This is a genomic window from Pelomonas nitida (genome assembly GCF_043555975.1).
In the GTDB taxonomy this organism is placed as follows: Bacteria; Pseudomonadota; Gammaproteobacteria; order Burkholderiales; family Burkholderiaceae_C; genus Pelomonas; species Pelomonas nitida.
Genome location: NZ_JBIGIA010000019.1, coordinates 59,821 through 83,011 on the forward strand (window position 1 = coordinate 59,821; position 23,191 = coordinate 83,011).

Sequence of the window (23,191 nt, forward strand, 5' to 3'; positions counted from 1 at the left end):
GGAGATTATTCGAATGAAGCTGACCCGCTACGCGCTCACCCTGATTGCCGCTGCTGCTCTGGCAGGCTGTGGTTCCACCACCAAGCTGGACGCGCCGGCACCGGTCGCTACCGCCGAGCCCGCCCCGGCTCCGGCTCCGGCACCGCAACCTCCCGCCCCCGCTCAGACCGCCGTCAAGACGGTTGATCTGGACGCCCAATACACCGAACAAGTCCGTGACAAGCGCGTCGTGTACTTCGACTTCGACAGCGACGTCGTCAAGGAAGAGTTCCGTCCGCTGGTCGACCTGCACGCCAAGCGCCTGAACAACAACAAGAAGCTGGCCCTCACGCTGGAAGGCCACACCGACGAGCGCGGTGGCCGTGAGTACAACCTGGCCCTGGGTCAGCGTCGTGCCGAAGCCGTTGCCAAGTCGCTGACGCTGCTGGGCGTCGCCGGCACCCAGGTCGAAGCCGTCAGCTTCGGCAAGGAGCGCCCGGCTGCACAAGGCAGCAACGAAGAAGCCTGGTCCAAGAACCGTCGCGTCGAGCTCAAGGACAAGTGATGCGTGGCGTGCGTCTGACGCTGGTGGCGTTTGCCACGGGCGTGGCCTTTCTGCAGCCGGCTCGCGCCGGCCTGTTCGAGGATGATGAAGCCCGCCGGGCCATCCTCGACTTGCGCACCAAGATCCAGGCCAACGAGGACGCCGCCAAGCAGCGCGCGGATCAGCTCAACACGCTGATCCAGGATCAGCTCCAGCCGCTGCGCCGCAGCATGCTGGAGCTGAACAGCCAGATCGAGGCTTTGCGGGCTGAGGTCGCGAGCCTGCGTGGCGCCAACGAGCGGCTGGCCCGCGACCTGGCTGACACGCAGCGCAAGCTGACGGATCAGTCGCAGGCTGTCGAGGCGCGGCTGAAGCCGTTGGAACCGCAGAAGGTCACGCTGGACGGACGCGAGTTCCAGGTCGCCCCGGACGAGCGCAACCAGTACGAAGCCGCCATCGGCCTCGTGCGCCGTGGCGACTTCGCCGAGGCCGTGGCAGCCCTCAACGCCTTCTTGAAGCGCTACACGGCCAGCGGCTACACCGACTCGGTCCGCTTCTGGCTGGGCAACGCCCAATATGGCAAGCGCGACTACAAGGACGCGATTGCCACCTTCAAGGCCTTCATCGCTGGCAGCCCGGATCATCCCCGTGCCGCAGAGGCCTTGCTCGCCCTGGGCAACTGCCAGGTCGAGTTGAAGGACAACAAGGCTGCGCGCCGCACCTTCGACGACGTCGTCAAGAGCTATCCCGGCACCGAGGCTGCACAAGCGGCCAAGGAACGACTCGCGACCGTCAAATGAACTTGACGGGAGATCAGCTCGAGGCTGATCTGGAGCGCCGATTCGGTGGCTTGCGCCGCCTTCACGGCGATGACGCCTACCAGCGCCTGCGCACCGCGAGATTCGCGGTGGTGGGCCTGGGTGGTGTCGGCTCCTGGGCCGTCGAAGCGCTCGCGCGCAGTGGCGCGGCGCAACTGACGCTCATCGACCTGGACCAGGTCTCCGAATCCAATATCAACCGCCAGATCCAGGCGTTAGGCTCCACGGTCGGCATGGCCAAGGCCGAGGCGCTGCGCCTGCGTATCGCGGACATCCACCCCGGCTGCACGGTGAACGTGGTCGAGGATTTCGTGACGCCGGAAAACTGGCCGTCGCTGATCGGCAGTACCGGGCTCGACGGCCTGATCGACTGCTGCGATCAGGTGCGTGCCAAGGCGACGCTGGCCGCATGGGCGCGAGAGCAGCGCCTGCCCTTCGTGACGGTCGGTGCTGCAGGCGGCAAGCGCGAGCCACACCGCGTGCAGCTCGACGATCTCAGCGCCACGACGCATGACCCGTTGCTGGCGTCGCTGCGCCAGCGGCTTCGCAAGCACCATGGCGCGCCACGGGCGGGCAGCATGGACGTGTCCTGCGTCTACTCCCGTGAACCCGTGCATCTCCCGCAGATGGGAGCAGGCGAGAGCTGTGATGTCGATGGCAGTCTCAATTGCCATGGCTACGGCTCCAGCGTGGCCGTGACGGCCACGTTCGGGCTGTGCGCGGCGGCAGAATTGCAGCGCTTGCACCTGAGCCGCACGCCGGTTTGACGAAAACACAAAAATTCTTGCGAGCCCCTTAAAAACATGCCTATAATGGCAGGCTCTGCTTGACGCGGGATGTTAGCTCAGTCGGTAGAGCAGCGGACTTTTAATCCGTTGGTCGCAGGTTCGAATCCTGCACATCCCACCAGATTTTCTGGCACGATCTAAAAAAGTTGTGCTACAATCATTGGCTCAGCAAGACGCAAGTTGAACTGAATCAGGGCTCTTAGCTCAGTTGGTAGAGCAGCGGACTCTTAATCCGTTGGTCGAAGGTTCGAATCCTTCAGGGCCCACCAAAACAAGCAGCAAAACCCGCCTCGTGCGGGTTTTGCTTTTTCTGCTTCACGAACCGCTGTCGATGAGGCGACCTGGCCTGATTCGGCGGGCGCGCTTCGATGCGAAGTGGTGTTCAGCGCCCGCTGTGAAGCGGGCGTGCGATGCTTGGCGGCCTTCAATGCTTCATGCCGCCGCCCCATGACTTTTCGCGCGCCGTCGCAGGCCGAGCTGACTGCCTTCCTCCAGGCAGAGTTTCCTCAGAGTCGTTGCACGCTGGAAGCGCTTGATGCCGACGGCAGCGTCGTGTTGGCGCATGCAGTCGGCGCCGCCGAACTCAGGCCGGGCAACACGGTGTCTGGCCCGGTCATGATGACCCTCGCAGATGTCGCGCTCTATGTCGCCATCCTGGCGCGCATCGGCATCGTGCCGCTGGCGGTGACGACGCAGCTGTCGATCAACTTCCTGCGCAAACCGCGCGCCGACCGGCGCTTGCTGGCGCGCTGCCGGCTGATGAAGCTCGGCCGCGCGCTTGCGGTCGGGGAGGTGTGGATCTTCTCCGAGGGGGACGAAGAACCGGTGGCGCACGCCACCGGCACGTATTCGATCCCTCGCGAGCGGGCCTGACTCAGGCGCTCGTCTTGGCCAGCTTCATGCTGGTGCTGGTGCTGGTCAGATAGCCCACCTGGGCGCCGAACCTGTTCTTGTAGTTGGCATTGATCAGCGGCTCCAGCGTGCTCTTCACGACGCCGTGGATGCTCTCCCAGTAGCCCGGGTGCTGGAAGTTGGCGGTGATGTAGGTCCAGCCGTTGAGGTCGTCGACGACGCCCAGGCCGGTGGCTTCCGCGCCCGAGGGCATGGAGGCCAGGCGGCTCAGCACCTTGGTGTCGACGTTGTAGGCCCAGATGAAGTTGTTGACGTGGTAGCCGCTGTCTTCACCGATGAAGAGGGTGCGCAGGCGCTCCGAGAACTTCAGGTTGTCGGGCGCGCCGACCTTGTCCGGGTTGGCCGTGTTGCCGAGCGCGTCGGCCGTGGCCAGGTCTTCGCCGATGAGCAGCGTCTTGGTCAGGGACGGCACCCATTCGCTGTCGATGGCCATGTTGGCCGCGTCCTTCTGCCCGCTGCTGAGCGTGTGGGCCAGGATGCCGCCGGCGTTCAGCGCCTTGTCGATGCCGATGTTGTAGGCGGCGTTGTACGCGGCATTGCCCTTGACCATGGACTTCTGCATGTTCTGCAGCGCGGAGTAGGCGATCTTGTCGCGGGCGTTGACCGTCGTGCCTTCCATCTTCGTGAAGGCCATCGAGCCGCCCTTCAGCGCGGCGTAACGGTGCGTCTCCAGGAACGCCGCGGCCTTGTCCATGCCGCTCTTCAGACGCACCCACTGGACGGCGCCGTTGAACCAGATCTTGGTGTAGGTCGCGTCGGACGGGTCGGTGGTGGACACGTCCATGATGTCGGTGGGCTTGAGCGTGTCGGCCAGCAACTTGATCTCGGCGCTGTTGGCGGAGCCGAGCTTGATCCACGTGACGGCGGCGCCGGCAGCGGCCGGGTCCAGCGAGAAGCCCGTGCCGAACTTGGCGACGTAGAGCGTGCCGGCGGAGAGGTCGGCCTGCTTGTCGGCGACGAACATGAAGAAGCCGCCGTTGGTTGCGTCATCGCCCATGAGGGCGGTGCGCTGGTCGGGCAAGACCTGGATCAGCTCATGAGAGATGCGGCCCAGGCAGTAGTGCTTCTTGATCGTGCCGGTGCCATCGGGGTTGACCGTCACCTCGGGCAGGTGGCCGTAGTGGTAGGGGTTGGCCTTCGTGGCGTCGCCGAACAGGTTCAGGCTGTAGGCCTGGAACTGCGCGTTGCTGGCGATGGTGAAGGCGTCGGGCTCGTATTCCTCGCTGGACAGGTGGGTGCCCCAGGGCGACAGGCTCGCGCCGCAGGTGATCCACAGGCCCATGGCGGGCGCTGTGTCGACGTTGTGGTACTTGACCAGCGACAGCTTGCCGGTGGCGGGGTCCTGGTCCAGTGTCAGCACGGCGATGGGGGAGGGCAGGCGGCCGTACATGTCGGTCTTGCCGTCCTGGGCCCAGGTCGTGTATTCGAACTGCACGACGGCGAACACGGTGTTGCCCTTGACGCCGGTGACCGTCGTCGTGGTGGCGAGCTTGAGCAGTGACGTGCCGTCCGGCGAATCGCTGAAGAACTGGCGTTCCTTGCCGGCCACGGTGGTGTCGATGATGGCCTTGCCGGCGAAGTCTACATAACCGCCAGCCAGGATGGTGCCGCCCTTGCCGTCCGGCACGAGGTCGCCGGTGGTGAAGAAGGGCTGGTAGGACAGTGCGTAGTCCTGCGTGCTGCCGTCGGTGAAGCTCACGGACAGCTTGGACGCCACGAGCGTCTTGGCCATGTCGGCCGGGACCGACAGCGAGGGCGCGGCCATGGCGGTGAAGCTGGCCGTCGTCATGTTGACCGGGTGATCGTCATCTCCGCCGCCGCCACAGGCGGTCAGGAGGCTGCCCAGGGCCGTGCCGCCCAGCGGAAGCATGATCGGCGCACCCAGGAACTTCAGGGCTTGGCGGCGTTGGAGAGCGTTGGAATGCGACATGGAAGCGGCGGACTGCCCGTGCTGTGGAAAGCTCGGCAATCTATGCAGCTTGCATGTCGTCCATGTGAAAAACCGCCGCTGGCGCCAACGCCGGCCGGGGTCAGTGCTTGCTGTCCAGCAGATCCTGCGGGGCGCCGAACATGAAGCAGTCGACGAAGCTGAAGTACAGAGACGCGTAGAAGACGGACCACATCAGCAGCCCCAGCATCAGCATGACGACGGGGGCGACCTGGATCAGGCCCAGCAACGTGAATGCCAGCGTGACCAGGGTGGACAGTGCGAGGAAGCCGGCCACCCACAGCAGCCCGTTGAGCGCAAAAGCCGCCTTGTTGCGCCACAGCGCCAGCGTGCTGGAGAACAGCGCCTGGCCCACGCCCTGGCCGCCCCAGTGAATGAGGGCGGGGGCGTGCCAGTAGGGCACGGCCAGCAGCGTCAGCCCGCCAAAGCGGACCAGCGCGCCGATGATGATGCGGGAGTCACCGGCCACTCGCGCGAACTCCTCCGGCGTGCCGTTTTCCTTCATCAAGGTCAGCACGGCCTGCGTGGCCTCGCCGTCGATGGCGTTGGCCCCGAGCAGGATGACCAGCGCACTCAGCGCGAAGCTGGTGCTGAGCAGCAACTGGTGGTTGCGCCGCTCACGCGTGAGCTTCAGCGGCGCCACGAAGACGGTGGCGGTGGGCGTCTTCTTCTGCAGCACCAGATGGGTGGCCAGCATGAAGCCCAGCGAGCACAGCGGGATGGCCATCAGCCCGAGCACGGGGCCGACGAGCGGCAGCGCGCTCAGCAGCATGGAGGCCAGCAACGCCAGGCCCATCAGGCCCGTGAAGGCCAGCGGCTGGCGCTGGAACACCTTGATGCCATGGCGGATCCACAGCCGGCCGTTGCGGGCGGGCACCTGCTGCAGATGCAGCTGCATCGTCATGGCCGTGCTCCAGCCGGCGCCGCCGTCTCGAGCGGCAGCGCGTGCCAGGGATTGGCGATGCGCTCGCGCAGCACACGCTCGAAGTGGCCCGGGTCATGCGCCTTCAGCAGCGAGGCCTCACGGGGCAGATGCAGATCGAACAGGCGCGACACCCAGAAGCGCAGCGCCGCGGCACGCAGCAGCGCCGGCAGCAGCCGGTGTTCGGTGCCGGACAGCGGACGCACGCTCTCGTAAGCCGCGACGAAGACGGCCGCACGGTCCTCGATGAGGCGGCCATCGGCGAGGTCGATGCACCAGTCATTCAGGCACACGGCCAGGTCGAACAGCCAGGTGTCGACCCCGGCGAAGTAGAAGTCGAAGAAGCCGGTCAGCCGCTCGCGGCCTGGGCCCTCGCCCGGCTCGAACATCACGTTGTCGCGGAACAGGTCGGCGTGGATGGGGCCGGAATGGTGCTGCAGCAGCTCGGCGTACGGCGCCGACGCGGCGAGCTGCTCCTGGTAGGCCAGCTCGCTGCGCAGCAGCTCGGCTTGTGCAGGCGCCAGCAAGGGCAGCAGCTGTGGCACCACGGCCTGCCACCAGGCCAGGCCGCGCAGGTTGGGCTGATGCAGGGGGTAGTCCTGCCCGGCCAGGTGCATGCGGGCCAGCGTCGCGCCGACCTGCCGGCAATGGAAGTCGTCGGGCGCCATCTGGTGGCCGCCATGCAGGCGGTCCACGATGGCAGCCGGTTTGCCGGCCACTTCGAAGAGGATCTCGCCGTTGCGGTCGGCATGCGGCTCGGGCACAGGCACGCCGCGCTGGGCCAGGTGCTGCATCAGCCGCAGATAGAACGGCAACTGCTGCGCCGTCAGCCGCTCGAACAGCGTCAGCACGTAGCGGTGCAGATGCCCGTCGGCCTGCGTGCAGTCGACAAAGTAGTTCGTGTTCTCGATGCCGGCACCGATGCCGCGCAACGAGCTGAGCTGCCCGAGTTGGAGGTGGTCCAGCAGGGCTTGGGCCTGCGCGCGGCTGACTTCGGTGAAAACGGCCATGGGTCTGGAAGGAGGGCAGCCCAGCGGCCGCGCGGGATCAGAATTTGAAGACTTGCCAGACACGTGTGCCCGAGCCACTCTTGCTCAGGCCCGTGCCGCTGCCGCCGGCAGACTCGCGGCCCGCGTCGTTGACGACGATCTCGTAATCGGGCGCCTTGGAGTTCTTGTTCTTGACGGTGACCTTCTTGGTCTCGCCGCGCACCCGCAGCTCCTCGATGCGGACTTGATCGTCCTCCGACACCTTGCGCTCGACCTTGGGCTCGGGCGGCGGATCGGCGAGCGCACCCGTGCACCAGGCGGCGAGCAGCAGAAGGGCAGCGGGGCGGAACATGCTGCCGATTCTAGGCGGGAGGTGTCCGAGAATCCTGCGCCATGAGCAAACCCATCCTGCTGCTGGTCGACGGCTCCAGCTACCTGTACCGCGCCTTCCATGCCATGCCCGACCTGCGCGGCCCCGAGGGCCAGCCCACCGGGGCGGTGCGCGGCATGGTCGCCATGCTGAAGAAGCTGCAGACCGATGTGGGCGCCGAACACGCGGTCTGCGTGTTCGATGCGTCCGGCCCGACGTTCCGCGACGAGTGGTACCCCGAATACAAGGCGCAGCGCTCGCCGATGCCGCCGGAGCTGCGCGCGCAGATCGAGCCCATCCATGAAGTCGTGAAGCTGCTGGGCTGGCCGACGCTGACCGTGCCGGGCGTGGAGGCCGACGACGTCATCGGCACGCTGTGCCGCGTCGGCGCGGAGCAAGGGCACCGCGTCATCGTGTCGACCGGCGACAAGGACCTGTCGCAGCTCGTCAACCCGGACGTGGAGCTCATCAACACGATGAGCAACGAGCGGCTTGACGAGGCCGGCGTGTTCGAGAAGTTCGGCGTGCCGCCGAACCGCATCATCGACTACCTGACGCTGATGGGCGACACGGTGGACAACGTGCCCGGCGTGACCGGCGTGGGCCCGAAGACGGCGGCCAAGTGGATCGCCGAGTACGGCTCGCTGGACGGCGTCATTGCGGCCGCGCCCACCGTCAAGGGCAAGGCCGGCGAGAACCTGCGCGCCGCGCTGGACTGGCTGCCCATGGGCCGCAAGCTGGTCACCGTGAAGCTGGACTGCGAGCTCGCCGAGCACGTGCAAGGTTGGCCCGCGCTGGAGCAACTGGCCTTTCGCACGCCGGACAAGGCGCCGCTGGCCGAGTTCTACAAGCGCAACGGCTTCAAGGCCTGGCTGGAGGAGCTGACCGGCGAGGCGGCGCCCGCCAAGGCCAAGGCGCCGGCGGCCAACCCCGGCCTGTTCGACGAGCCCGAGCCACCGGCCGGTGCCGCAGACATCGCCCGCCAGTACGACACCGTGCTGAGCTTCGAGCAGCTGGACGCCTGGATCGCCCGCCTGCGCGCCGCATCGCTGTGCGCGCTCGACACCGAGACCGATTCGCTGGACCCGATGGCCGCGCGCATCGTGGGCATCTCGTTCGCCGACAAGCCTGGTCATGCGGCCTATGTGCCGCTGCGCCACAGTGGCCCGGACGCGCCCGAGCAACTGCCGCTGGACGAGGTGCTGGCGCGCCTCAAGCCCTGGCTGGAGGACGACGCCGCCAAGAAGATCGGGCAGAACCTCAAGTACGACCGCCATGTTCTGCTGAACCACGGCATCCACCTGGCCGGCGTGCAGCACGACACGCTGCTGCAGAGCTATGTGCTGGAGGCGCACAAGACGCACAATCTCGAAGCGCTCGCCGAGCGGCATCTCGGCCGCAAGGGCCTGAGCTACGAGGACTTGTGCGGCAAGGGTGCGCACCAGATTCCCTTCGCACAGGTGGACGTGGCCAAGGCAGCCACCTACTCGGGCGAGGACAGCGAGATGTGCCTGCACCTGAGCGAGGTGCTGTGGCCGCAGATCGAGGCCGAGGCGGGCCTGACGCGCATCTACCGCGACATCGAGATGCCCACCGCCGACCTGCTGGCGCGCATCGAGCGCCAGGGCGTGCTGATCGATCCCGACAAGCTCAAGCAGCAAAGCCACGAGATCGGCCAGCGCCTGGTGCTGCTGGAGCAGCAGTGCTATGACATCGCCGGCCAGCCCTTCAACATCGGCAGCCCCAAGCAGATCGGCGAGATCCTGTTCGGCAAGCTGGGCCTGCCCGTCGTGAAGAAGACGGCCACCGGGGCGCCCTCGACCGATGAAGAGGTGCTGACCGAGCTCGCGGCGGACTTTCCGCTGCCGGCCAAGATCCTCGAGTACCGTGGGCTGGCCAAGCTCAAGAGCACCTACACCGACAAGCTGCCGCTGCAGATCAATGCACAGACGGGCCGCGTGCACACCAACTACGCGCAGGCCGTGGCGGTGACGGGGCGGCTGTCCAGCAACGAGCCCAACCTGCAGAACATTCCCATCCGCACCGCCGAGGGCCGGCGTGTGCGCGAGGCCTTCGTCGCGCCGGCGGGCTGCAGCATCGTCAGTGCCGACTATTCGCAGATCGAACTGCGCATCATGGCCCACATCAGCGAGGACCCCGGCCTGCTCAAGGCCTTCCAGGAGGGCCAGGACGTGCACCGCGCGACGGCGTCGGAAGTGTTCGGCATCGCGCTGGAAGAGGTCACAAGCGAGCAGCGCCGTTATGCCAAGACCATCAATTTCGGGCTGATCTACGGCATGGGGGCTTTCGGGCTGGCGGCGTCGCTGGGCATCGAGCAAAAGGCCGCCAAGGACTACATCGACCGCTACTTCACCCGCTTTGCGGGCGTGAAGCGCTACATGGACGAGACCAAGGCCGGCGCTGCCGAGCGCGGCTATGTGGAGACGCTGTTCGGGCGACGCATCTACCTGCCGGAAATTCGTGGCGGCAACGGTCAGCGCCGCGCCGGTGCCGAACGCCAGGCCATCAACGCGCCCATGCAGGGCACGGCGGCCGACCTCATCAAGCTGGCCATGCTGGCCGTGCAGGCCGAGCTGGACCGGCGCGGCATGCAAAGCCGCATCGTCATGCAGGTGCACGACGAGCTGGTGTTCGAGGTGCCGCAGGACGAACTGGACTGGGTGCGCGCCGAAGTGCCGCGCCTGATGGCGGGCGTGGCGCAGCTGAAAGTGCCGCTGCTGGCGGAATTAGGTGTGGGTGCCAACTGGGAGGAGGCCCATTGACACGCTAAGTGCTTACTCTCTTGACTATCATGCTGCCACTTTGAGGGGAGCGGAAATGAGGGTGTTGCTGGTCGATGCGTTCCCCATGGTGCGCGCAGCGCTCACCGGGTTGATCGAGCAGCATTTCTCGGGTGCCCAGGTCCAGGGCGTCGACAACGTGGCGGCCGCGCGCGCCGCGCTGGCGCAGGCGATGCCGCGGCTGGTGCTGCTGGACCTGAAGGTGGACGGCGGCTTCGAGCTGCTGCAGCAGATCCACCGCGAGCATCTGTTGCTGCCGGTCGTCGTGGTGTCTGGCAGCGACGACACCGAGGACGCGCTGCAGGCCCTGGGTGCGGGCGCGATGGGCTATGTGCCCCAGCGCTGCGACCTGGACACGCTGGTGCAGGCGCTGCAACTGGTGCTGGCCGGTGGCACTTATGTGCCGCCGCTGAAGCGCCTGGTCGACGAAGCGCCCGCGCCGCGCGTGGAGCAGGCGCAGCCGGATTGGGCGCATCTGCCGCTGACGCCGCGCCAGAAGCATGTGCTGCATCTGCTGACGCAGGGGCTCTCCAACAAGCTCATCGCGCGTGAGCTGGGCGTCAGCGTGGACACGGTCAAGGACCATGTTGCCGCCGTGCTGAAGGCGCTGGGCGTCAGCTCGCGCACCCAGGCCGTCGTCGTGGCGACGCAGAAGCGCTAGGCCGCTGTCCGCGTGACTTACGGCTGCGGGCCGTGCCGCAGCGCGTCGATGGCGTCCAGCACGGCCTCGGCCGTGGCTGGGGCGCGCAGCGGCGGGTCGCAGCGCTCGGGCCCGCAGGCGGCGCAGGCGTCCTTGATGGCCAGCAGCGCCGCAAAGCCCAGCAGCAGCGGCGGCTCGCCGACGGCCTTGCTGCGGTGGATGGTCTCGTTCGCATTCGCCACACCGAACAGCCGGACGTTGAGCTCGGGCGGGCAGTCGTTGGCGGTCGGGATCTTGTAGGTGCTCGGCGCATGCGTGGTCAGCAGGCCCGTGACGGGGTGCCACACCAGCTCTTCCATCGTCAGCCAGCCCATGCCCTGGATGAAGCCGCCCTCCACCTGGCCGATGTCCAGTGCCGGGTTCAGCGACGTGCCCACGTCGTGCAGCAGGTCGGCCCGCGTGATGCGGCTCTCGCCGGTCAGCGTGTCCACCAGCGCCTCGCAAACGGCGCCGCCCCAGGCGTAGTAGTAGAACGGGTGGCCCTGCAGCCGGTGGCGGTCCCAGTGCAGGCCCGGCGTGGCGTAGAAGCCGTCGCTCCACAGCTGCACGCGCTGCAGATAGGCGGCGGCCACCAGCTCCGCGAACGGCAGCTGTTGTCCGCCGCCGCTCACCTGGCCGGCTTCGAAGGCGACCAGCTCCACCGCGCAGCCGAAGCGTTCTGCCGCGAGCGCCGACAGTCGCGCCTTGATCTTGCGTGCGGCGTCCTGCGCGGCCTTGCCGTTGAGGTCGCTGCCGGTGGAGGCCGCCGTGGCCGAGGTGTTGGCCACCTTGCTCGTGTCTGTGGCCGAGCAGCGCACGGCGCTCAGCGGCAAGCCCAGCTCGTGGGCCACGACCTGCGCGACCTTGGTGTTCAAGCCTTGGCCCATCTCCGTGCCGCCATGGTTCACGAGCACCGAGCCGTCGGTGTAGACGTGCACCAGCGCGCCGGCCTGGTTCAGGTGGGCCACGTTGAACGAGATGCCGAACTTGACCGGCGTGAAGGCCAGCCCCTTCTTCAGCACGGGGCTCGTCGCGTTGAAGGCCGCGATGGCGTCGCGGCGTGCCTGGTAGTCGCTGCTGGCCAGCAGTTGGTCGGTCAGCGCCTGGGCGTGCAGCTCGTCGACCTGCTGGCCGTAGGGTGTGATGTCGCAACCCGCCGTGTAGAAGTTGCGGCGCCGCACCTCGGTGCCGTCCAGCCCGAGCCGGCGCGCGATGCCGTCGAGGATCATCTCGATGGCGAGGGCGCCCTGCGGCCCGCCGAAGCCGCGGAAGGCCGTGTTGCTCTGCGTGTTGGTCTTGGCGCAGAAGCCGTGCATGGCCACATGCGGCAGCCAGTAGGCATTGTCGAAATGGCACAGCGCGCGGGCCATGACCGGCGCGGAGAGGTCGGCGCTGTGGCCGGCGTTGGAGATCAGGTCGATGTCGGCGGCCAGGATGCGGCCGTCGTCGTCGAAGCCCACGTCCCAGCGATAGTCGAAGCCATGGCGGCGCCCGGTAATGAGGAAGTCGTCGTCGCGATCCACGCGCAGCTTGACGGGCTTCTTCAGCTTCAGCGCGGCCAGGGCAGCCACGCAGGCGAACAGCGCCGACTGCGACTCCTTGCCGCCGAAGCCGCCGCCCATGCGCCGGCACTGCACGACGACGCGATGCGCCTGCCAACCCACGGCGTGGGCGACGAGCTGCTGCATCTCGCTGGGGTGCTGCGTGGAGCAATGCACCAGCAGGCCCTCGCCGCCGTCCTGCGGCAGCGCCAGGCTGATCTGGCCTTCCAGATAGAACTGTTCCTGCCCGCCCAGGCTCCAGGTGCCCTGCAGCCGGTGCGGGGCGGCGGCCAGGTGTTGCGCGGGCTCGCCGCGCGTGAGGTGCATGGGGGGCAGCACGTATTGCCCGGCCGCATGGGCGTCGCGCGCCGTGAGCACGGCCGGCAGCGCCTCGGCCTGGATGACGTGCCGCGCCAGCGCGGCGGCGCGCCGTGCGTGGTCGCGGGTGCGGGCGATCACGGCGAACACGGGCTGGCCGACGTAGCGCAGCTCGTCGCGGGCCAGGATGGGGTCGTCATGCAGCAGCGGGCCGCAGTTGTTCTCGCCCGTGATGTCGCTGGCCGTGAGCACGGCCACCACGCCCGGCTGCTGGCGGATGCGGTCGAGGTCGATGCCGACCAGCCGGCCATGCGCGAGCGGCGACAGGCCCAGCGCCGCGTGCAGCGTGCCGGCGGGCTCCGGCAGATCGTCGGTGTAGGGGGCGGCGCCGCTGACGTGCAGGTGCGCGGACTCATGCGGCCGCGACGTGCCGACGACGGGCTCGGGGGCGAGCAGGGTTTCGGGCTTGTTCATGCGGCCAGCCTCGCGGGGCGCCAGACGGTCAGCGTGCGTCGTTCCAGGGTTTCCAGCCACAACTTTCGCAGCAGGTTCTGTGCGACGCGCAAGCGGTAGTCGCGCGACGCGCGCATGTCGGTCAGTGGCTGGAAGTCTTGCGCCAGGGCCGCAGCGGCGGCCTCGGCGGTGGCTTCCACCCAGGGCTGGCCCACGGTGGCAGCCTCGGCGTGCGCGGCGCGCCGCACGGTGGCGGCCATGCCGCCGAAGGCGAAGCGGGCCTGCTGCACGGTGCCGTTGCGCAGCTGCAGTGCCAGCACGGCGCAGACGGCGGAGATGTCGCTGTCGTGGCGCTTGGAGACCTTGTGCGCGGAGATGGCCCAGCTTGTGTCGGGGCGGGGCAGGTGCAGCGCCTCGACGAACTCGCCGGGCTGCAGGTCCTTCTTCATGTAGTCGAGATAGAAGTCTTGCAGCGGCAGGCGGCGTTGCTGCTCGCCGCGGCGCAGGATGATGTCGGCGCCGAGCGCGATGAGGGCCGGGGCGCCGTCGCCGATGGGCGAGCCGTTGGCCACGTTGCCACCCAGCGTGCCGGCGTGGCGCACCGGCGGCGAGGCGAAGCGCCGCCACAGCTCGGCCAGCGACGGCGCCAGCTCGGCCAGCTGGGCCCAGGCGTCTTCCAGCGACACGGCCGCGCCGATCCACAGGCCCGGCTCGCCGTGGAAGGGCTCGGCGCGGATCTCGCGCAGCGCCTCGACGCGCCCGGTGTAGATGAGCTCCGGCAGCACGCGGAACTGCTTGTTGACCCACAACCCGACATCGGTGGAGCCCGCCAGCAGCGTGGCCTGTGGATAGGTCTGCAGCAGCAGCGCGAGGTCGGGCAGGCTTTGCGGTGCGTGGAAGCGCTGGCCGGCGTGGGCGTAGGCCAGCGGTTCGTCCTGCGCGAGCTGGCGCAGCGCGGCGGCGATGGGTTCGCGGTCGATCAGTCGGGTGGGGGCGTCGAACATCTGCTCGCCGGCATCCAGGATGGGCCGGTAGCCGGTGCAGCGGCACAGGTTGCCCGCCAGGTCGTCGGCGAGTTCCTGGCGGCTGGGGCGGGTGCCGGCGGCCTGGTGAGCCTCGTAGCAGGCCGTCAGCGTCATGACGAAGCCCGGCGTGCAGAAGCCGCACTGCGAGCCATGGCAGGTGACGAGGGCTTGCTGCGGCGGCGTCAGGGCCTCGGGGCCGCCCAGGTCTTCGACCGTCAGCAGTGCGCGGCCGTCCAGCGTGGGCAGGAACTGCGTGCAGGCATTGACATTGCGTAGCTGCAGCCGGCCATCGGCGTCGAGCTCGCCCTGGATGACGGTGCAGGCGCCGCAGTCGCCCTCGGCGCAGCCTTCCTTGGTGCCGGTGCAGGCGGCGTGCTCGCGCAGGTATTGCAGGACGGTCGTCGTCGTCGGCAGGTCGCTCACCTCGACGACCTCGCCGCGGTGGAAGAAACGGATGGGTCGGGTATTCATGCTGGGCTCGATTGTCTGACCTTGCCTCAGAATTGCCATATGAGTTTTACTAACCAGAAAAACTTTGCGGACTCGCCGCGCCGCTGGGCGCTGCGGGGCGATCTGCTGGATTTCACGGCTGCACCAGGCTGGGGCGAGACCGAGTCGCCAGTGGTGCGCTTCGATCGCGACCACTGGCTGCTGATCGAAGATGGGCGCATCGTCGAGCGGCAGGCGCAGGCGCCGGATGACAGCTGGGTGCGCAAGGACCATGCCGGCCAGCTGGTGCTGCCGGGCTTCATCGACACGCATGTCCACTGCCCGCAGCTGGAGGTCATCGGCTCCTATGGCACCGAGCTGCTGGACTGGCTGGAGCGCTACACCTTCCCGAGCGAATGCGCTTTTGCCGATCCGGCGCGCAGCCGGGCGGGCGCGGAGGTCTTCCTGGACGCGCTGCTGGCCAGCGGCACGACATCGGCCGTCGTCTTCGCCACCGTGCACAAGACCTCGGCCGAGGCCTTGTTCGAGGGCGCGGCGGCGCGCGGCATGCGGCTCATCACCGGCAAGGTGTTGATGGATCGGCATGCGCCCGACGGCTTGCGAGACGACGTCGTGCAGGCCGAGCAGGACTGCCTGGACCTGATCCGGCGCTTCCATGGCCGTGACCGCCTGGCCTACGCGGTGACGGTGCGGTTCGCGCCCACCAGCACGCCGGAGCAACTGGCCATGGCCGGCGCGCTGTGCCGGGCCGACGCCAGCCTCTACATGCAGACCCATGTGGCCGAGAACCGCGCCGAGGTGGCCTGGGTGGCCCAGCTGTTTCCCGAGGCGCGCAGCTACCTGGATGTCTACGAGCGTGTCGGCCTCGTGCACGAGCGCGCCGTGCTGGCCCACGGCATCTACCTCGACGAACACGACCGCCAGCTCATCGCTGCACGGGGCGCGCAGGTGGCGCACAGCCCGTCGAGCAATCTGTTCCTCGGCAGCGGGCTGTTCGACTGGGCCGGCGCGGGCTTCAACGTCAGCCTGGCGTCGGACGTCGGCGGGGGCACGTCGCTGAACCTGCCGCGCAACATGCTGGACGCCTACAAGGTGCAGGCGCTGCGCGGCGAGCGCCTCACCGCCTGGGTGGCGCTGCATGCCGCCACGCGCGGCGCAGCCGAGGCGTTGCGGCTGGGCGACGAGATCGGCGGGCTGTCGGTAGGGCAGGCCGCCGACATCTGCGTGTGGGACTGGGCGCGCGGCGGCGTGGCCGAGGCGCGCGACGCCGTGGCCCGCGAGCTGCACGAGCGCGTGTTCGCCTGGATGACGCTGGCCGACGAGCGCAACCTGGCGGCCTGCTACGTGGCGGGGCGCCAGCGCGTCTGACACGGCCGCGACGCTTCATGCCGGCCGAACGCCGCTCCGTCGCATGGCGCGGGCGGCGCGCGGCGGCGGCGCCTAAGGTGGCGGCATCGCTCAACGGAGCCCGCCATGCTCACCTTTTTGTTCTGGGTCGTCCTCTTCATCGTCTGCTGGCCGCTGGCGCTGCTGGCCTTGTTGCTGTGGCCCCTGGTGTGGCTGGTGACGCTGCCTTTTCGCGTGCTGGGCATTGCCGTGGAGGGCGTCTTTGCGTTGCTGCGAGCCCTCGTCATGCTGCCGGCGCGGCTGCTGGGCGGCCGGTAGGCCGGGTGAGTGCGGCCACTCAAACGATCATCGTCTTGATCGAATTCAGATGATATTTTTGATATGCCTCGAACGCTGAGGCGTCGTGCCGGCTGCTCGCGGCCGGCGTTGCCGCTGCTGGCGCCGCCTGGGCACTTTCCGCCGCTGCGAGCGAGAACTTTTGCCTGCCCGGCCGCTGCAGTCGGCCCGCGAAGCTGGAGTTCTTATTCGATATAAATGATAATTTCATTGTCGATACCCGACTTCACGGGGACTGAAACAATGAAATCCATCCTGATCGTCGACGACCATGCCGACATCCGCCGGCTGATCCGCCTGACCCTCGAGTTCGAGGAGTACGACATCCGCGAGGCGTCTGACGGCGAGACCGCCCTGGCGATCGCCCAGGAGTTCCGGCCGGATCTGGTGCTGCTGGACGTCATGATGCCGGGGCAACTCAACGGGCTGGACGTCTGCCAGCGCCTGCGCCAGGGCGTGCCGGCCGGGCAGCCGCCGCGGATCATCATGCTCAGCGCCCGTGGCCAGGCCAGCGACCGTGAGGCGGGGCTGCAGGCGGGGGCTGACGTCTATCTCGTCAAGCCGTTCAGCCCGCTGCAGTTGATCGACTGCATTTCGGGCCTCTGGGCAGCGGCCTGAGGAGCGGGCCATGCGCCGGCGCGCCGCCCCCACCAGCACCGACCACCGCTTCGACGCCGCCGCCACGGCGCAGATGGAGTGCTTCGTGCACGACCTGGGGCGCATGTACCACGAGCGCAACGAGGCGCTGCGCGAGGTGACCCGGGCCCACCACGAGGTGCTGCTGCGGCTGGCGATGGCGGCCGATTTCCGCGACGACGACACCGGCGTGCACATGGTGCGCATCGGCTATCTGGCCGAGGCGCTCGCGCTGGCACTGGGCCAGCCGGCAGCGTTCGCGGCCATGCTGCGCCGCGCCGCGCCCATGCACGACGTCGGCAAGATCGGCGTGGCCGACGCGGTGCTCAAGAAGCCGGGCGCCTACACGCCCGAGGAACGCGAGCAGATGAATCGGCATGCCGAGATCGGTTCCTACATCCTGGGGCGCTCGCGTGTGCCGCTGTTCCAGCTGGCGGCGGAAGTGGCGCTGACCCATCACGAGCGCTGGGACGGCTTGGGCTATCCGCGTCGCCTGGCGGGTGAGGGCATCCCGATCTCGGGCCGCATCGTGGCGGTCGTGGACTTCTTCGACGCGCTGACGATGGACCGCTGCTATCGCAAGGCCTTCCCCGACGACGTGGCGCTGGCCATGTTGCTGGAGCAGCGCGGCGCGGCTTTCGAGCCCGCCATCGTCGACACCTTCGTCGGCAACCTCGCTGCGCTCATCGAGCTGCGCGAGCGCATCAACCGCCAGCCGCCGAGTTTCGAGGAACTGGCGGCCCTCGAATGAACACCGCGAACCCCGGGAGAACATCCATGACCCTGCTTCGCAGACTCGCCGGTGCCCTGGCTGGCCTGGCCCTTGGGATCGCATCGGCCGGTGCCGTGGCGCAGACGCTGGAACGGGTGCGCTCGGCCGGCACGTTGCGCGTCTGCATCTGGCCCGACTACTACGGCATCACCTACCGCAACCCGCGCACCGGGTTGCTGGGGGGCATCGACATCGACCTGTCCGGCGAGCTGGCGCGTGATATCGGCGTCAGGCCGGAGTATGTGGAGTCGTCGTTCCCGCAGCTGGTGGCCGATCTGAATGGTGGCCGCTGCGACGTGGCGATGTTCGCCGTCGGCATGCTGGCCAGCCGCAAGGAGCAGCTGGCCTTCACCGAGCCCTATCTGCAGAGCGACATCTACGGCGTGACCACGCGCGCCAGCCGCACCGTGCGGCAGTGGGGGGACATCGACCAGCCCGGCGTCGTCGTGGCCGTGCAGGCCGGCACCTTCATGGAGCCGGTCATGCGCGAGGCGCTCAAGCAGGCGCAGATGGTCGTCATCCGCCCGCCGGCCACGCGCGAGCAGGAGCTGGAGGCCGGCCGCGTGGATGTCTTCATGACCGACTACCCCTACAGCCGGCGCCTGCTCGACAACGCCGACTGGGCCCGCCTCGTCGCGCCGCCGCGGCCGTTCTTCGTGCTGCCCTACGGCTACGCCATCAAGCGTGGCGATGCGCGCTGGCTGGCCCGCCTGGACGAGTTCGTCGCCGCCATCAAGCACGATGGCCGGTTGCTCGCGGCCGCCCGCCGGCACGGGCTCGCCGACATCGTCGTCACGCGCTGATGCCATGCCGCAGCACCACAGCTCCGCACAGCCCTGGCAGCCGGGAGGCTTGCTGGGCCGCGCCCGTCTGCTGGTGCGGCTGCTGGCGGCGCTGCTGTCGCTGGCGGTGGTGGCGGCCCTGTCGGCGCTGGCCGGCTTCGAGCGGCGCGAATCGCTGGAGAACGCACAGGACCGCGCCGAGCTGATCGCGCGGACGCTGGAAGACCACGTCACCCGTACCGTCGAATCGGCCGCGCTCATCCTGCAGACGCTGGGTGAGGGCGTCGCGCGGCAGACCTCGGTCGATCCAGCGCGCCTGCAGCCGCTGCTCGGGCAGAGCCTGCTGACCAGCCTGCCCTTCCTGCGTGGCGCCGCCGTGCTGGACGAGCAAGGCCGCGTGCTGGCGAGCAGCATCGCCGCCGAGCAAGGGCAGCGCGTGCCGCTGGAGCGGCTGGGCGAGTTGCCACGCGACGGGCGCGACGCGCTGCTGCCGCTGGTAGCTGGCCGGACGTTGGGCGATCTGGCGAACCCCGGGGCGCGCCCGCAGGCCGCTGGCGTGGACATGCTGCCGCTGCTGCGCGTGGTGCGTGGGCCGGGCGGGCAGCGGCTGCTGCTGGTCGCCCTCATCAACCCGGGTGCGCTGGCCAACTTCCAGCAGGTGGCGCTGTCCGACGAAGGTGGCGTGGCCCTGCTCGCGAGCCTGGACGGCCGCCTGGTAGCGGCCAACGACGGGCTGTCCCTGAACCCGGGCAACCGGCTCCGGGGCCATCCGGTGTTCGACAGCTGGCTGCCGGCGCGCGAGCACGGCGAATACCTCGGCGCGGGTGTGCAGCCGGGGCCGCAGGTGGTGGCGTTCCGTGCGTCGCGCACGCGGCCGCTGGTGGTCGTCGTCGAGCTGGCCGAGTCCAGCGTGCTGCGGGCCTGGTCCGAGCGGCTGCGCTGGCTGGTCGGGTTGGGGCTGCTCGCCTTGCTGGCCATCGGCGGCGGCCTGGTCACACTGCTGCGCGAGATGAATGCCCGTGAGCAGGCGCGGCACGAGCTGGACGGCGCGCACGACCAGGTGGCGCAACGCGAGCGTGAGCTCAGCGTGCTGCTCAAGAGCGTGCAGGAGCTGATCTTCCGCACCGACGCCGATGGCGCCATCACCTTCGTCAATGCGCGCTGGGCGGCCATCAGCGAAGAGGGGGTGGAGCGGGCGCGCGGCCAGCGCTTCGTGGACATGGCCGCACCGGCCGATCGCGAGCGCACCGCGGCGCTGTTCCGGCTCGACGACCGGGCCGGCGTGCGCCAGGCCCAGGTCTGCATCCCGGCGGCCGATGGCCGGCCGCGGCACTTCCAGCTGGCGGTGGTGCCGCTGCATGGCGAGGGCCGCATCGTCGGCTTCGCCGGCAGTGCGGTGGACGTCAGCGAGCGCGTCGCGGCCGACCAGCAGTTGCAGCACCAGCTCGCGTTCTCCGGGCTGTTGCTGGAGATCAGCCCGCAGCCGGTGTCCATGTTCGATGCGCAGGGGCGCTACGTGCTGGTCAACCAGGCCTGGGAGGAGTTTGCCGGCCGGCCACGCGCGGAAGTCATCGGCGAGCCGGTGGGGCATTTCCTGTCGCTGGCCGACGCCCAGCTGCATGCCGACCAGGACGCGCGCCTGCTGGCTCAGGGCGGGCGGCTGCGCTACGAGGCCCAGGTCACGCACCGCGACGGCTCGCGCCGCGACATGGTCGTCATCAAGGTGCTGGTGCCCGACCGGCAAGGCGGGCCGGCCGGCATCCTGTGCACGCTGGTGGACGTCAGCGAGTTCCGCAACGCCGAGCGCGCCACGCGGGAGGCGCGCGACGCGGCCGAGGAGGCCTCGCGCGCCAAGTCGGAGTTCGTCGCCAACATCAGCCACGAGCTGCGCACGCCGCTGCAGGCCATCATCGGCTTCTCGGAGCTGGGCGTGGCGCGCGGCAGCGAACGGCCCAAGCTGGCGGCGATGTTCGCCGACATCCATCGCTCCGGGCAGCGCATGCTGGCGCTGGTGAATGATCTGCTGGATGTCTCCAAGATCGAGAGCACCGTCGGCACCTTCGACCTGGAGCGCTGCGACTTGCGCGCGCTGGTGCAGGCCGTGCTGCGCGAGCTGGACCCGCTGCTCGCCAAGCGCGACCTGCGGCTGGTGCTGCGCATCGCCGAGGAGCCGCTGACCGCGCGCGTCGATCCGATGCGCATGCACCAGGCCATCCGCAACGTCATCGCCAACGCGATCAAGTTTTCTCCCGAGGGCGCGCCGCTGGAGATCGAGGCGGTGGCGACCTCGCCCGAGGAGTTCACGCTCAGCGTCGCCGACCGCGGCCCCGGCATTCCGCCGGCGGAGCTGGAGTCGATCTTCGAGGCCTTCGTGCAGTCCAGCCAGACCAAGGACGGCTCTGGCGGCACGGGCCTGGGCCTGGCCATCAGCCGCAAGATCGTCGAGGTGCATGGCGGCCAGATCTCGGCCGAAAACCGCCACGGCGGTGGCGCCGTCTTCCGCGTGCGGCTGCCGCTGCGGCTGGCTGGCGACACGCAGCCGCTGACGGCCTATTGAGGCTCAGTGCAGGTCGGCGCTGAACAGCGCGAAGGCGCGGCCGTGGCGGCGGTCGTCGAAGTACCGGGTCAGCGTCTCGCGGGTGGTCTGGAACGCGATCTCGTCCCAGGGAATCTCATGCTCGGCGAACAGCTGCGCCTCCAGCGACTCCGGGCCCGGCTCGAAACGTGGCGACAGCAGCCGGGCGCGGTAGAAGAAGTGAACCTGCCCCACCTTCACGACGTTCAGCAGCGAGTACAGGCCCAGCAGCTCGATCTGGGCGCCGGCCTCCTCGTGCGTCTCGCGCAGCGCGCCTTCGGCGGTGGTCTCGCCCAGCTCCATGAAGCCGGCCGGCAGCGTCCACAGGCCCAGGCGCGGCTCGATGGCCCGGCGGCACAGCAGCACGCGGCCATCGGCCTCCCACACCGGCAGCGTGCCGACCACGTTCAGCGGGTTCTGGTAGTGGATGCTGTCGCAGGCCGTGCAGACAGCCCGTTCGCGGTTGTCGTCGGGCGGGACGCGGTAGTCCACGGCGGCGCCACAGTGGGGGCAATGCTTGAAGCGGCTGGGGAAGGGCATGCGGGGCAGTTTATAGAGGGTCAGAATCCGGCCCATGAAGCTCTACAACTACTTCCGCTCGTCGGCCTCCTGGCGCGTGCGCATCGGGCTGGCCCTCAAGGGCTTGGACTACGACTATGCGGCGGTGCACCTCGCGAAGAACGAGCAGTTCGCCGAGCCCTTCGCCAACCAGCAGGTCTCGCACCTGGTGCCGGCGCTGGTGCTGGACGACGGCCGCTGGCTGAGCCAGTCCATGGCCATCCTGGAGTATCTGGATGAGGTCCACCCCGAGCCACCTTTGCTGCCGCGCGACCCGCTGGCGCGGGCCCAGGTGCGCGCGCTGGCGCAGGACATCGGCTGCGACATCCACCCGCTGAACAACCTGCGCGTGCTGCGCTACCTGAAGAACGACCTCGGGCAGGGCCAGGACACCGTGGACCGCTGGTACCGGCACTGGATCGCGACCGGCCTGGCCGTCGTCGAGCAGCGGCTGGCGGCCACGGCGGGTGTTTTCTGCGTCGGCGACACGCCCGGCCTGGCCGATTGCCTGCTGGTGCCGCAGGTCTACAACGCCCAGCGCTTCGAGTGCCCGATGGACGAGTACCCCACCGTCATGCGCATCAACGCCGCCTGCCTGGCCCACCCGGCCTTCGCCCAAACCCACCCGAGCGCCTGCCCCGATGCTGCCTGACGAGACCTGGCTGACGCCCGCCTGGCCGGGCGTGACGGCTTTCATGACGACGCGCGGCCCCAACTTCGGCCGCAAGGCCGGTGACGCGGCCCAGGTGCAGGCCAACCGCGCCGACCTGGCCGAACGGCTCGGCGCGCGGCCCATCTTCCTGGACCAGGTGCATGGCGCCACGGCCGTGCGGCTGCGCCCCGACTGGCACGACGACAACGCGCCGCAGGCGGACGCGGCCGTGTCGACCGACCCGGATCTGGCCGTCGCCATCCTGGTGGCCGACTGCCTGCCCGTGCTGTTCAAGGCGCCGGGCGGCGTGGCCGGCGCCCATGCCGGCTGGCGCGGCCTGGCGGCCGGGGTGCTGGAAAACACGGTGGCCGAGCTGTGCCGGGCCACCGGCTGCGCGCCGGGCGACGTGCAGGCCTGGCTGGGGGCCTGCATCGGGCCGCAGGCCTTCGAGGTGGGGCCGGAAGTGGTGGCCGCCTTCGGCCGGGAGCCGTTGACGGCAGACCAGCCCGGGTTTCTCTACCGGCCCAATCCGGCGCCACGCTGGCGTGCCGACCTGGCCTGGCTGGCGCGCGAACGCTTGACGTCGATCAAGGTCTCGCAGATCAGCGGTGGCGGCTGGTGCACGCTGACGGATGATTCACGCTTCTTCTCGTTCCGGGGCGAGTCCCTGGGCCGGCCCCGCGGGCGGATGGCTGCCTGCATCAGCCTCGGCCGTTAGGGCTGCGGCGCGCTGCCTGCGGCGGCGGCCCGGCGTGCCGAGGATGTAGAGCAGCAGGCCCAGGGGCAGGATGCCGTAGAGCAGCAGCGTGATGGCGGCGCCGAGCAGCGAGCCCTGGGGGCTGGTGGCTTCAGCGGCGGCCATCATCAGCGCGACGTAGGCCCAGGCGATCGCGATGAGGTACATGGGCGTGCTTGGGGTATGTCATAGGCGCGTCAACGCCCGAAGGTAGAAGCCCGGGACGGCGGGATGTGGCAAGCTTATTGCAACGGTTAGGC

The 23,191-nt window shown here is 69.0% G+C and carries 22 protein-coding genes and 2 tRNA genes; 16 read left to right on the forward strand and 8 right to left on the reverse strand.

Annotated elements, in window-relative coordinates:
- The first annotated feature begins 13 nt into the window (after positions 1-13).
- From pal to ACG00X_RS20565, 6 genes are all read left to right on the forward strand, one after another.
- Positions 14-544 carry a peptidoglycan-associated lipoprotein Pal gene (pal, locus tag ACG00X_RS20540; RefSeq protein ID WP_394491002.1) on the forward strand — a complete coding sequence of 177 codons (531 nt, stop codon included), beginning with the start codon at positions 14-16 and terminating at the stop codon, positions 542-544.
- Positions 544-1,323, forward strand: a complete 780-nt coding sequence (gene ybgF, locus ACG00X_RS20545) for a tol-pal system protein YbgF (protein ID WP_394491004.1) — start codon at positions 544-546, stop codon at positions 1,321-1,323. Before pal ends, ybgF begins: the two co-directional genes overlap by 1 nt.
- The gene (locus ACG00X_RS20550) at positions 1,320-2,108 is read left to right on the forward strand and encodes a tRNA threonylcarbamoyladenosine dehydratase (RefSeq protein WP_394491006.1); all 789 of its coding nucleotides are present in this window, start codon (positions 1,320-1,322) and stop codon (positions 2,106-2,108) included. Before ybgF ends, ACG00X_RS20550 begins: the two co-directional genes overlap by 4 nt.
- Positions 2,109-2,174: 66 nt before the next feature.
- Positions 2,175-2,250: transfer RNA gene (locus ACG00X_RS20555), tRNA-Lys, on the forward strand.
- 72 nt (positions 2,251-2,322) lie between these two features.
- A tRNA-Lys gene (locus ACG00X_RS20560) sits at positions 2,323-2,398 on the forward strand.
- 178 nt (positions 2,399-2,576) lie between these two features.
- Positions 2,577-3,002, forward strand: coding sequence for a PaaI family thioesterase (locus tag ACG00X_RS20565; protein ID WP_394491008.1), 426 nt, complete (start codon positions 2,577-2,579; stop codon positions 3,000-3,002).
- Between the two features lies 1 nt (position 3,003).
- Here the strand turns inward: ACG00X_RS20565 and ACG00X_RS20570 are convergent, their stop codons facing one another.
- From ACG00X_RS20570 to ACG00X_RS20585, 4 genes are all read right to left on the reverse strand, one after another.
- A complete protein-coding gene (locus ACG00X_RS20570; RefSeq protein ID WP_394491010.1) occupies positions 3,004-4,971 on the reverse strand; it encodes a PhoX family protein in 1,968 nt (655 codons plus the stop codon).
- A 100-nt stretch (positions 4,972-5,071) separates the two neighbouring features.
- Entirely contained in the window at positions 5,072-5,893 is an 822-nt protein-coding gene (locus ACG00X_RS20575) for a BPSS1780 family membrane protein (RefSeq protein WP_394491012.1), read from the reverse strand.
- Positions 5,890-6,921 carry a homoserine kinase gene (locus tag ACG00X_RS20580; RefSeq protein ID WP_394491014.1) on the reverse strand — a complete coding sequence of 344 codons (1,032 nt, stop codon included), beginning with the start codon at positions 6,919-6,921 and terminating at the stop codon, positions 5,890-5,892. The genes ACG00X_RS20575 and ACG00X_RS20580 overlap by 4 nt, the downstream gene beginning before the upstream one ends.
- Before the next feature lie 37 nt (positions 6,922-6,958).
- Positions 6,959-7,252, reverse strand: a complete 294-nt coding sequence (locus ACG00X_RS20585) for a hypothetical protein (RefSeq protein WP_394491016.1) — start codon at positions 7,250-7,252, stop codon at positions 6,959-6,961.
- A gap of 41 nt (positions 7,253-7,293) precedes the next feature.
- On the opposite strand from ACG00X_RS20585, the gene polA reads away from it, so the two are divergent.
- Together polA and ACG00X_RS20595 are read left to right on the forward strand one after the other, a co-directional pair.
- Positions 7,294-10,053, forward strand: a complete 2,760-nt coding sequence (gene polA, locus ACG00X_RS20590) for a DNA polymerase I (protein ID WP_394491018.1) — start codon at positions 7,294-7,296, stop codon at positions 10,051-10,053.
- A 55-nt stretch (positions 10,054-10,108) separates the two neighbouring features.
- Positions 10,109-10,732 (forward strand): response regulator transcription factor, encoded by a 624-nt coding sequence (locus tag ACG00X_RS20595; protein WP_394491020.1) that lies wholly within the window; start codon positions 10,109-10,111, stop codon positions 10,730-10,732.
- A 17-nt stretch (positions 10,733-10,749) separates the two neighbouring features.
- On the opposite strand, the gene xdhB is transcribed toward ACG00X_RS20595, so the two are convergent.
- Both xdhB and xdhA read right to left on the reverse strand, forming a co-directional pair.
- Entirely contained in the window at positions 10,750-13,083 is a 2,334-nt protein-coding gene (gene xdhB, locus ACG00X_RS20600; RefSeq protein WP_394491022.1) for a xanthine dehydrogenase molybdopterin binding subunit, read from the reverse strand.
- Positions 13,080-14,558: a xanthine dehydrogenase small subunit gene (gene xdhA / locus ACG00X_RS20605; protein WP_394491024.1), complete on the reverse strand. Its 1,479-nt coding sequence runs from the start codon at positions 14,556-14,558 to the stop codon at positions 13,080-13,082. Before xdhA ends, xdhB begins: the two co-directional genes overlap by 4 nt.
- Positions 14,559-14,597: 39 nt before the next feature.
- Between xdhA and guaD the strand changes: the two genes are divergently transcribed.
- The 6 genes from guaD to ACG00X_RS20635 all read left to right on the forward strand — a co-directional run bounded on the left by guaD (position 14,598) and on the right by ACG00X_RS20635 (position 20,967).
- Positions 14,598-15,905, forward strand: a complete 1,308-nt coding sequence (guaD, locus tag ACG00X_RS20610; RefSeq protein WP_394491026.1) for a guanine deaminase — start codon at positions 14,598-14,600, stop codon at positions 15,903-15,905.
- Positions 15,906-16,010: 105 nt separating this feature from the next.
- Positions 16,011-16,202: a hypothetical protein gene (locus tag ACG00X_RS20615; RefSeq protein ID WP_394491028.1), complete on the forward strand. Its 192-nt coding sequence runs from the start codon at positions 16,011-16,013 to the stop codon at positions 16,200-16,202.
- A 261-nt stretch (positions 16,203-16,463) separates the two neighbouring features.
- Positions 16,464-16,838: a response regulator transcription factor gene (locus tag ACG00X_RS20620; protein WP_394491030.1), complete on the forward strand. Its 375-nt coding sequence runs from the start codon at positions 16,464-16,466 to the stop codon at positions 16,836-16,838.
- Between the two features lie 10 nt (positions 16,839-16,848).
- Complete coding sequence (locus ACG00X_RS20625) at positions 16,849-17,607, forward strand: HD-GYP domain-containing protein (RefSeq protein WP_394491032.1); 759 nt, start codon at positions 16,849-16,851, stop codon at positions 17,605-17,607.
- 26 nt (positions 17,608-17,633) lie between these two features.
- The gene (locus ACG00X_RS20630) at positions 17,634-18,431 is read left to right on the forward strand and encodes an ABC transporter substrate-binding protein (RefSeq protein WP_394491034.1); all 798 of its coding nucleotides are present in this window, start codon (positions 17,634-17,636) and stop codon (positions 18,429-18,431) included.
- A gap of 4 nt (positions 18,432-18,435) precedes the next feature.
- Positions 18,436-20,967, forward strand: coding sequence for a sensor histidine kinase (locus tag ACG00X_RS20635; protein ID WP_394491036.1), 2,532 nt, complete (start codon positions 18,436-18,438; stop codon positions 20,965-20,967).
- 3 nt (positions 20,968-20,970) lie between these two features.
- Here the strand turns inward: ACG00X_RS20635 and ACG00X_RS20640 are convergent, their stop codons facing one another.
- Positions 20,971-21,525: an NUDIX hydrolase gene (locus ACG00X_RS20640; RefSeq protein ID WP_394491038.1), complete on the reverse strand. Its 555-nt coding sequence runs from the start codon at positions 21,523-21,525 to the stop codon at positions 20,971-20,973.
- A 34-nt stretch (positions 21,526-21,559) separates the two neighbouring features.
- Here ACG00X_RS20640 and maiA point away from each other — a divergent pair, with 34 nt between their 5' ends.
- On the forward strand, positions 21,560-22,195 hold the full coding sequence (gene maiA / locus ACG00X_RS20645; RefSeq protein WP_394491040.1) for a maleylacetoacetate isomerase: 636 nt from the start codon (positions 21,560-21,562) through the stop codon (positions 22,193-22,195).
- Positions 22,185-22,913 (forward strand): purine nucleoside phosphorylase YfiH/LACC1 family protein, encoded by a 729-nt coding sequence (locus ACG00X_RS20650; RefSeq protein WP_394491042.1) that lies wholly within the window; start codon positions 22,185-22,187, stop codon positions 22,911-22,913. Before maiA ends, ACG00X_RS20650 begins: the two co-directional genes overlap by 11 nt.
- Here the strand turns inward: ACG00X_RS20650 and ACG00X_RS20655 are convergent.
- The gene (locus ACG00X_RS20655) at positions 22,833-23,099 is read right to left on the reverse strand and encodes a hypothetical protein (protein ID WP_394491044.1); all 267 of its coding nucleotides are present in this window, start codon (positions 23,097-23,099) and stop codon (positions 22,833-22,835) included. The genes ACG00X_RS20650 and ACG00X_RS20655 overlap by 81 nt on opposite strands.
- Positions 23,100-23,191: the final 92 nt, after the last annotated feature.

What these genes read in the sequence shown, in the direction of transcription:
- pal (WP_394491002.1), top strand. Translation starts at nt 14, where the DNA reads ATGAAGCTGACCCGCTACGCGCTCACCCTGATTGCCGCTGCTGCTCTG.
- ybgF (WP_394491004.1), top strand. Translation starts at nt 544, where the DNA reads ATGCGTGGCGTGCGTCTGACGCTGGTGGCGTTTGCCACGGGCGTGGCC.
- ACG00X_RS20550 (WP_394491006.1), top strand. Translation starts at nt 1,320, where the DNA reads ATGAACTTGACGGGAGATCAGCTCGAGGCTGATCTGGAGCGCCGATTC.
- ACG00X_RS20565 (WP_394491008.1), top strand. Translation starts at nt 2,577, where the DNA reads ATGACTTTTCGCGCGCCGTCGCAGGCCGAGCTGACTGCCTTCCTCCAG.
- ACG00X_RS20570 (WP_394491010.1), bottom strand. Translation starts at nt 4,971, where the DNA reads ATGTCGCATTCCAACGCTCTCCAACGCCGCCAAGCCCTGAAGTTCCTG.
- ACG00X_RS20575 (WP_394491012.1), bottom strand. Translation starts at nt 5,893, where the DNA reads ATGACGATGCAGCTGCATCTGCAGCAGGTGCCCGCCCGCAACGGCCGG.
- ACG00X_RS20580 (WP_394491014.1), bottom strand. Translation starts at nt 6,921, where the DNA reads ATGGCCGTTTTCACCGAAGTCAGCCGCGCGCAGGCCCAAGCCCTGCTG.
- ACG00X_RS20585 (WP_394491016.1), bottom strand. Translation starts at nt 7,252, where the DNA reads ATGTTCCGCCCCGCTGCCCTTCTGCTGCTCGCCGCCTGGTGCACGGGT.
- polA (WP_394491018.1), top strand. Translation starts at nt 7,294, where the DNA reads ATGAGCAAACCCATCCTGCTGCTGGTCGACGGCTCCAGCTACCTGTAC.
- ACG00X_RS20595 (WP_394491020.1), top strand. Translation starts at nt 10,109, where the DNA reads ATGAGGGTGTTGCTGGTCGATGCGTTCCCCATGGTGCGCGCAGCGCTC.
- xdhB (WP_394491022.1), bottom strand. Translation starts at nt 13,083, where the DNA reads ATGAACAAGCCCGAAACCCTGCTCGCCCCCGAGCCCGTCGTCGGCACG.
- xdhA (WP_394491024.1), bottom strand. Translation starts at nt 14,558, where the DNA reads ATGAATACCCGACCCATCCGTTTCTTCCACCGCGGCGAGGTCGTCGAG.
- guaD (WP_394491026.1), top strand. Translation starts at nt 14,598, where the DNA reads ATGAGTTTTACTAACCAGAAAAACTTTGCGGACTCGCCGCGCCGCTGG.
- ACG00X_RS20615 (WP_394491028.1), top strand. Translation starts at nt 16,011, where the DNA reads ATGCTCACCTTTTTGTTCTGGGTCGTCCTCTTCATCGTCTGCTGGCCG.
- ACG00X_RS20620 (WP_394491030.1), top strand. Translation starts at nt 16,464, where the DNA reads ATGAAATCCATCCTGATCGTCGACGACCATGCCGACATCCGCCGGCTG.
- ACG00X_RS20625 (WP_394491032.1), top strand. Translation starts at nt 16,849, where the DNA reads ATGCGCCGGCGCGCCGCCCCCACCAGCACCGACCACCGCTTCGACGCC.
- ACG00X_RS20630 (WP_394491034.1), top strand. Translation starts at nt 17,634, where the DNA reads ATGACCCTGCTTCGCAGACTCGCCGGTGCCCTGGCTGGCCTGGCCCTT.
- ACG00X_RS20635 (WP_394491036.1), top strand. Translation starts at nt 18,436, where the DNA reads ATGCCGCAGCACCACAGCTCCGCACAGCCCTGGCAGCCGGGAGGCTTG.
- ACG00X_RS20640 (WP_394491038.1), bottom strand. Translation starts at nt 21,525, where the DNA reads ATGCCCTTCCCCAGCCGCTTCAAGCATTGCCCCCACTGTGGCGCCGCC.
- maiA (WP_394491040.1), top strand. Translation starts at nt 21,560, where the DNA reads ATGAAGCTCTACAACTACTTCCGCTCGTCGGCCTCCTGGCGCGTGCGC.
- ACG00X_RS20650 (WP_394491042.1), top strand. Translation starts at nt 22,185, where the DNA reads ATGCTGCCTGACGAGACCTGGCTGACGCCCGCCTGGCCGGGCGTGACG.
- ACG00X_RS20655 (WP_394491044.1), bottom strand. Translation starts at nt 23,099, where the DNA reads ATGTACCTCATCGCGATCGCCTGGGCCTACGTCGCGCTGATGATGGCC.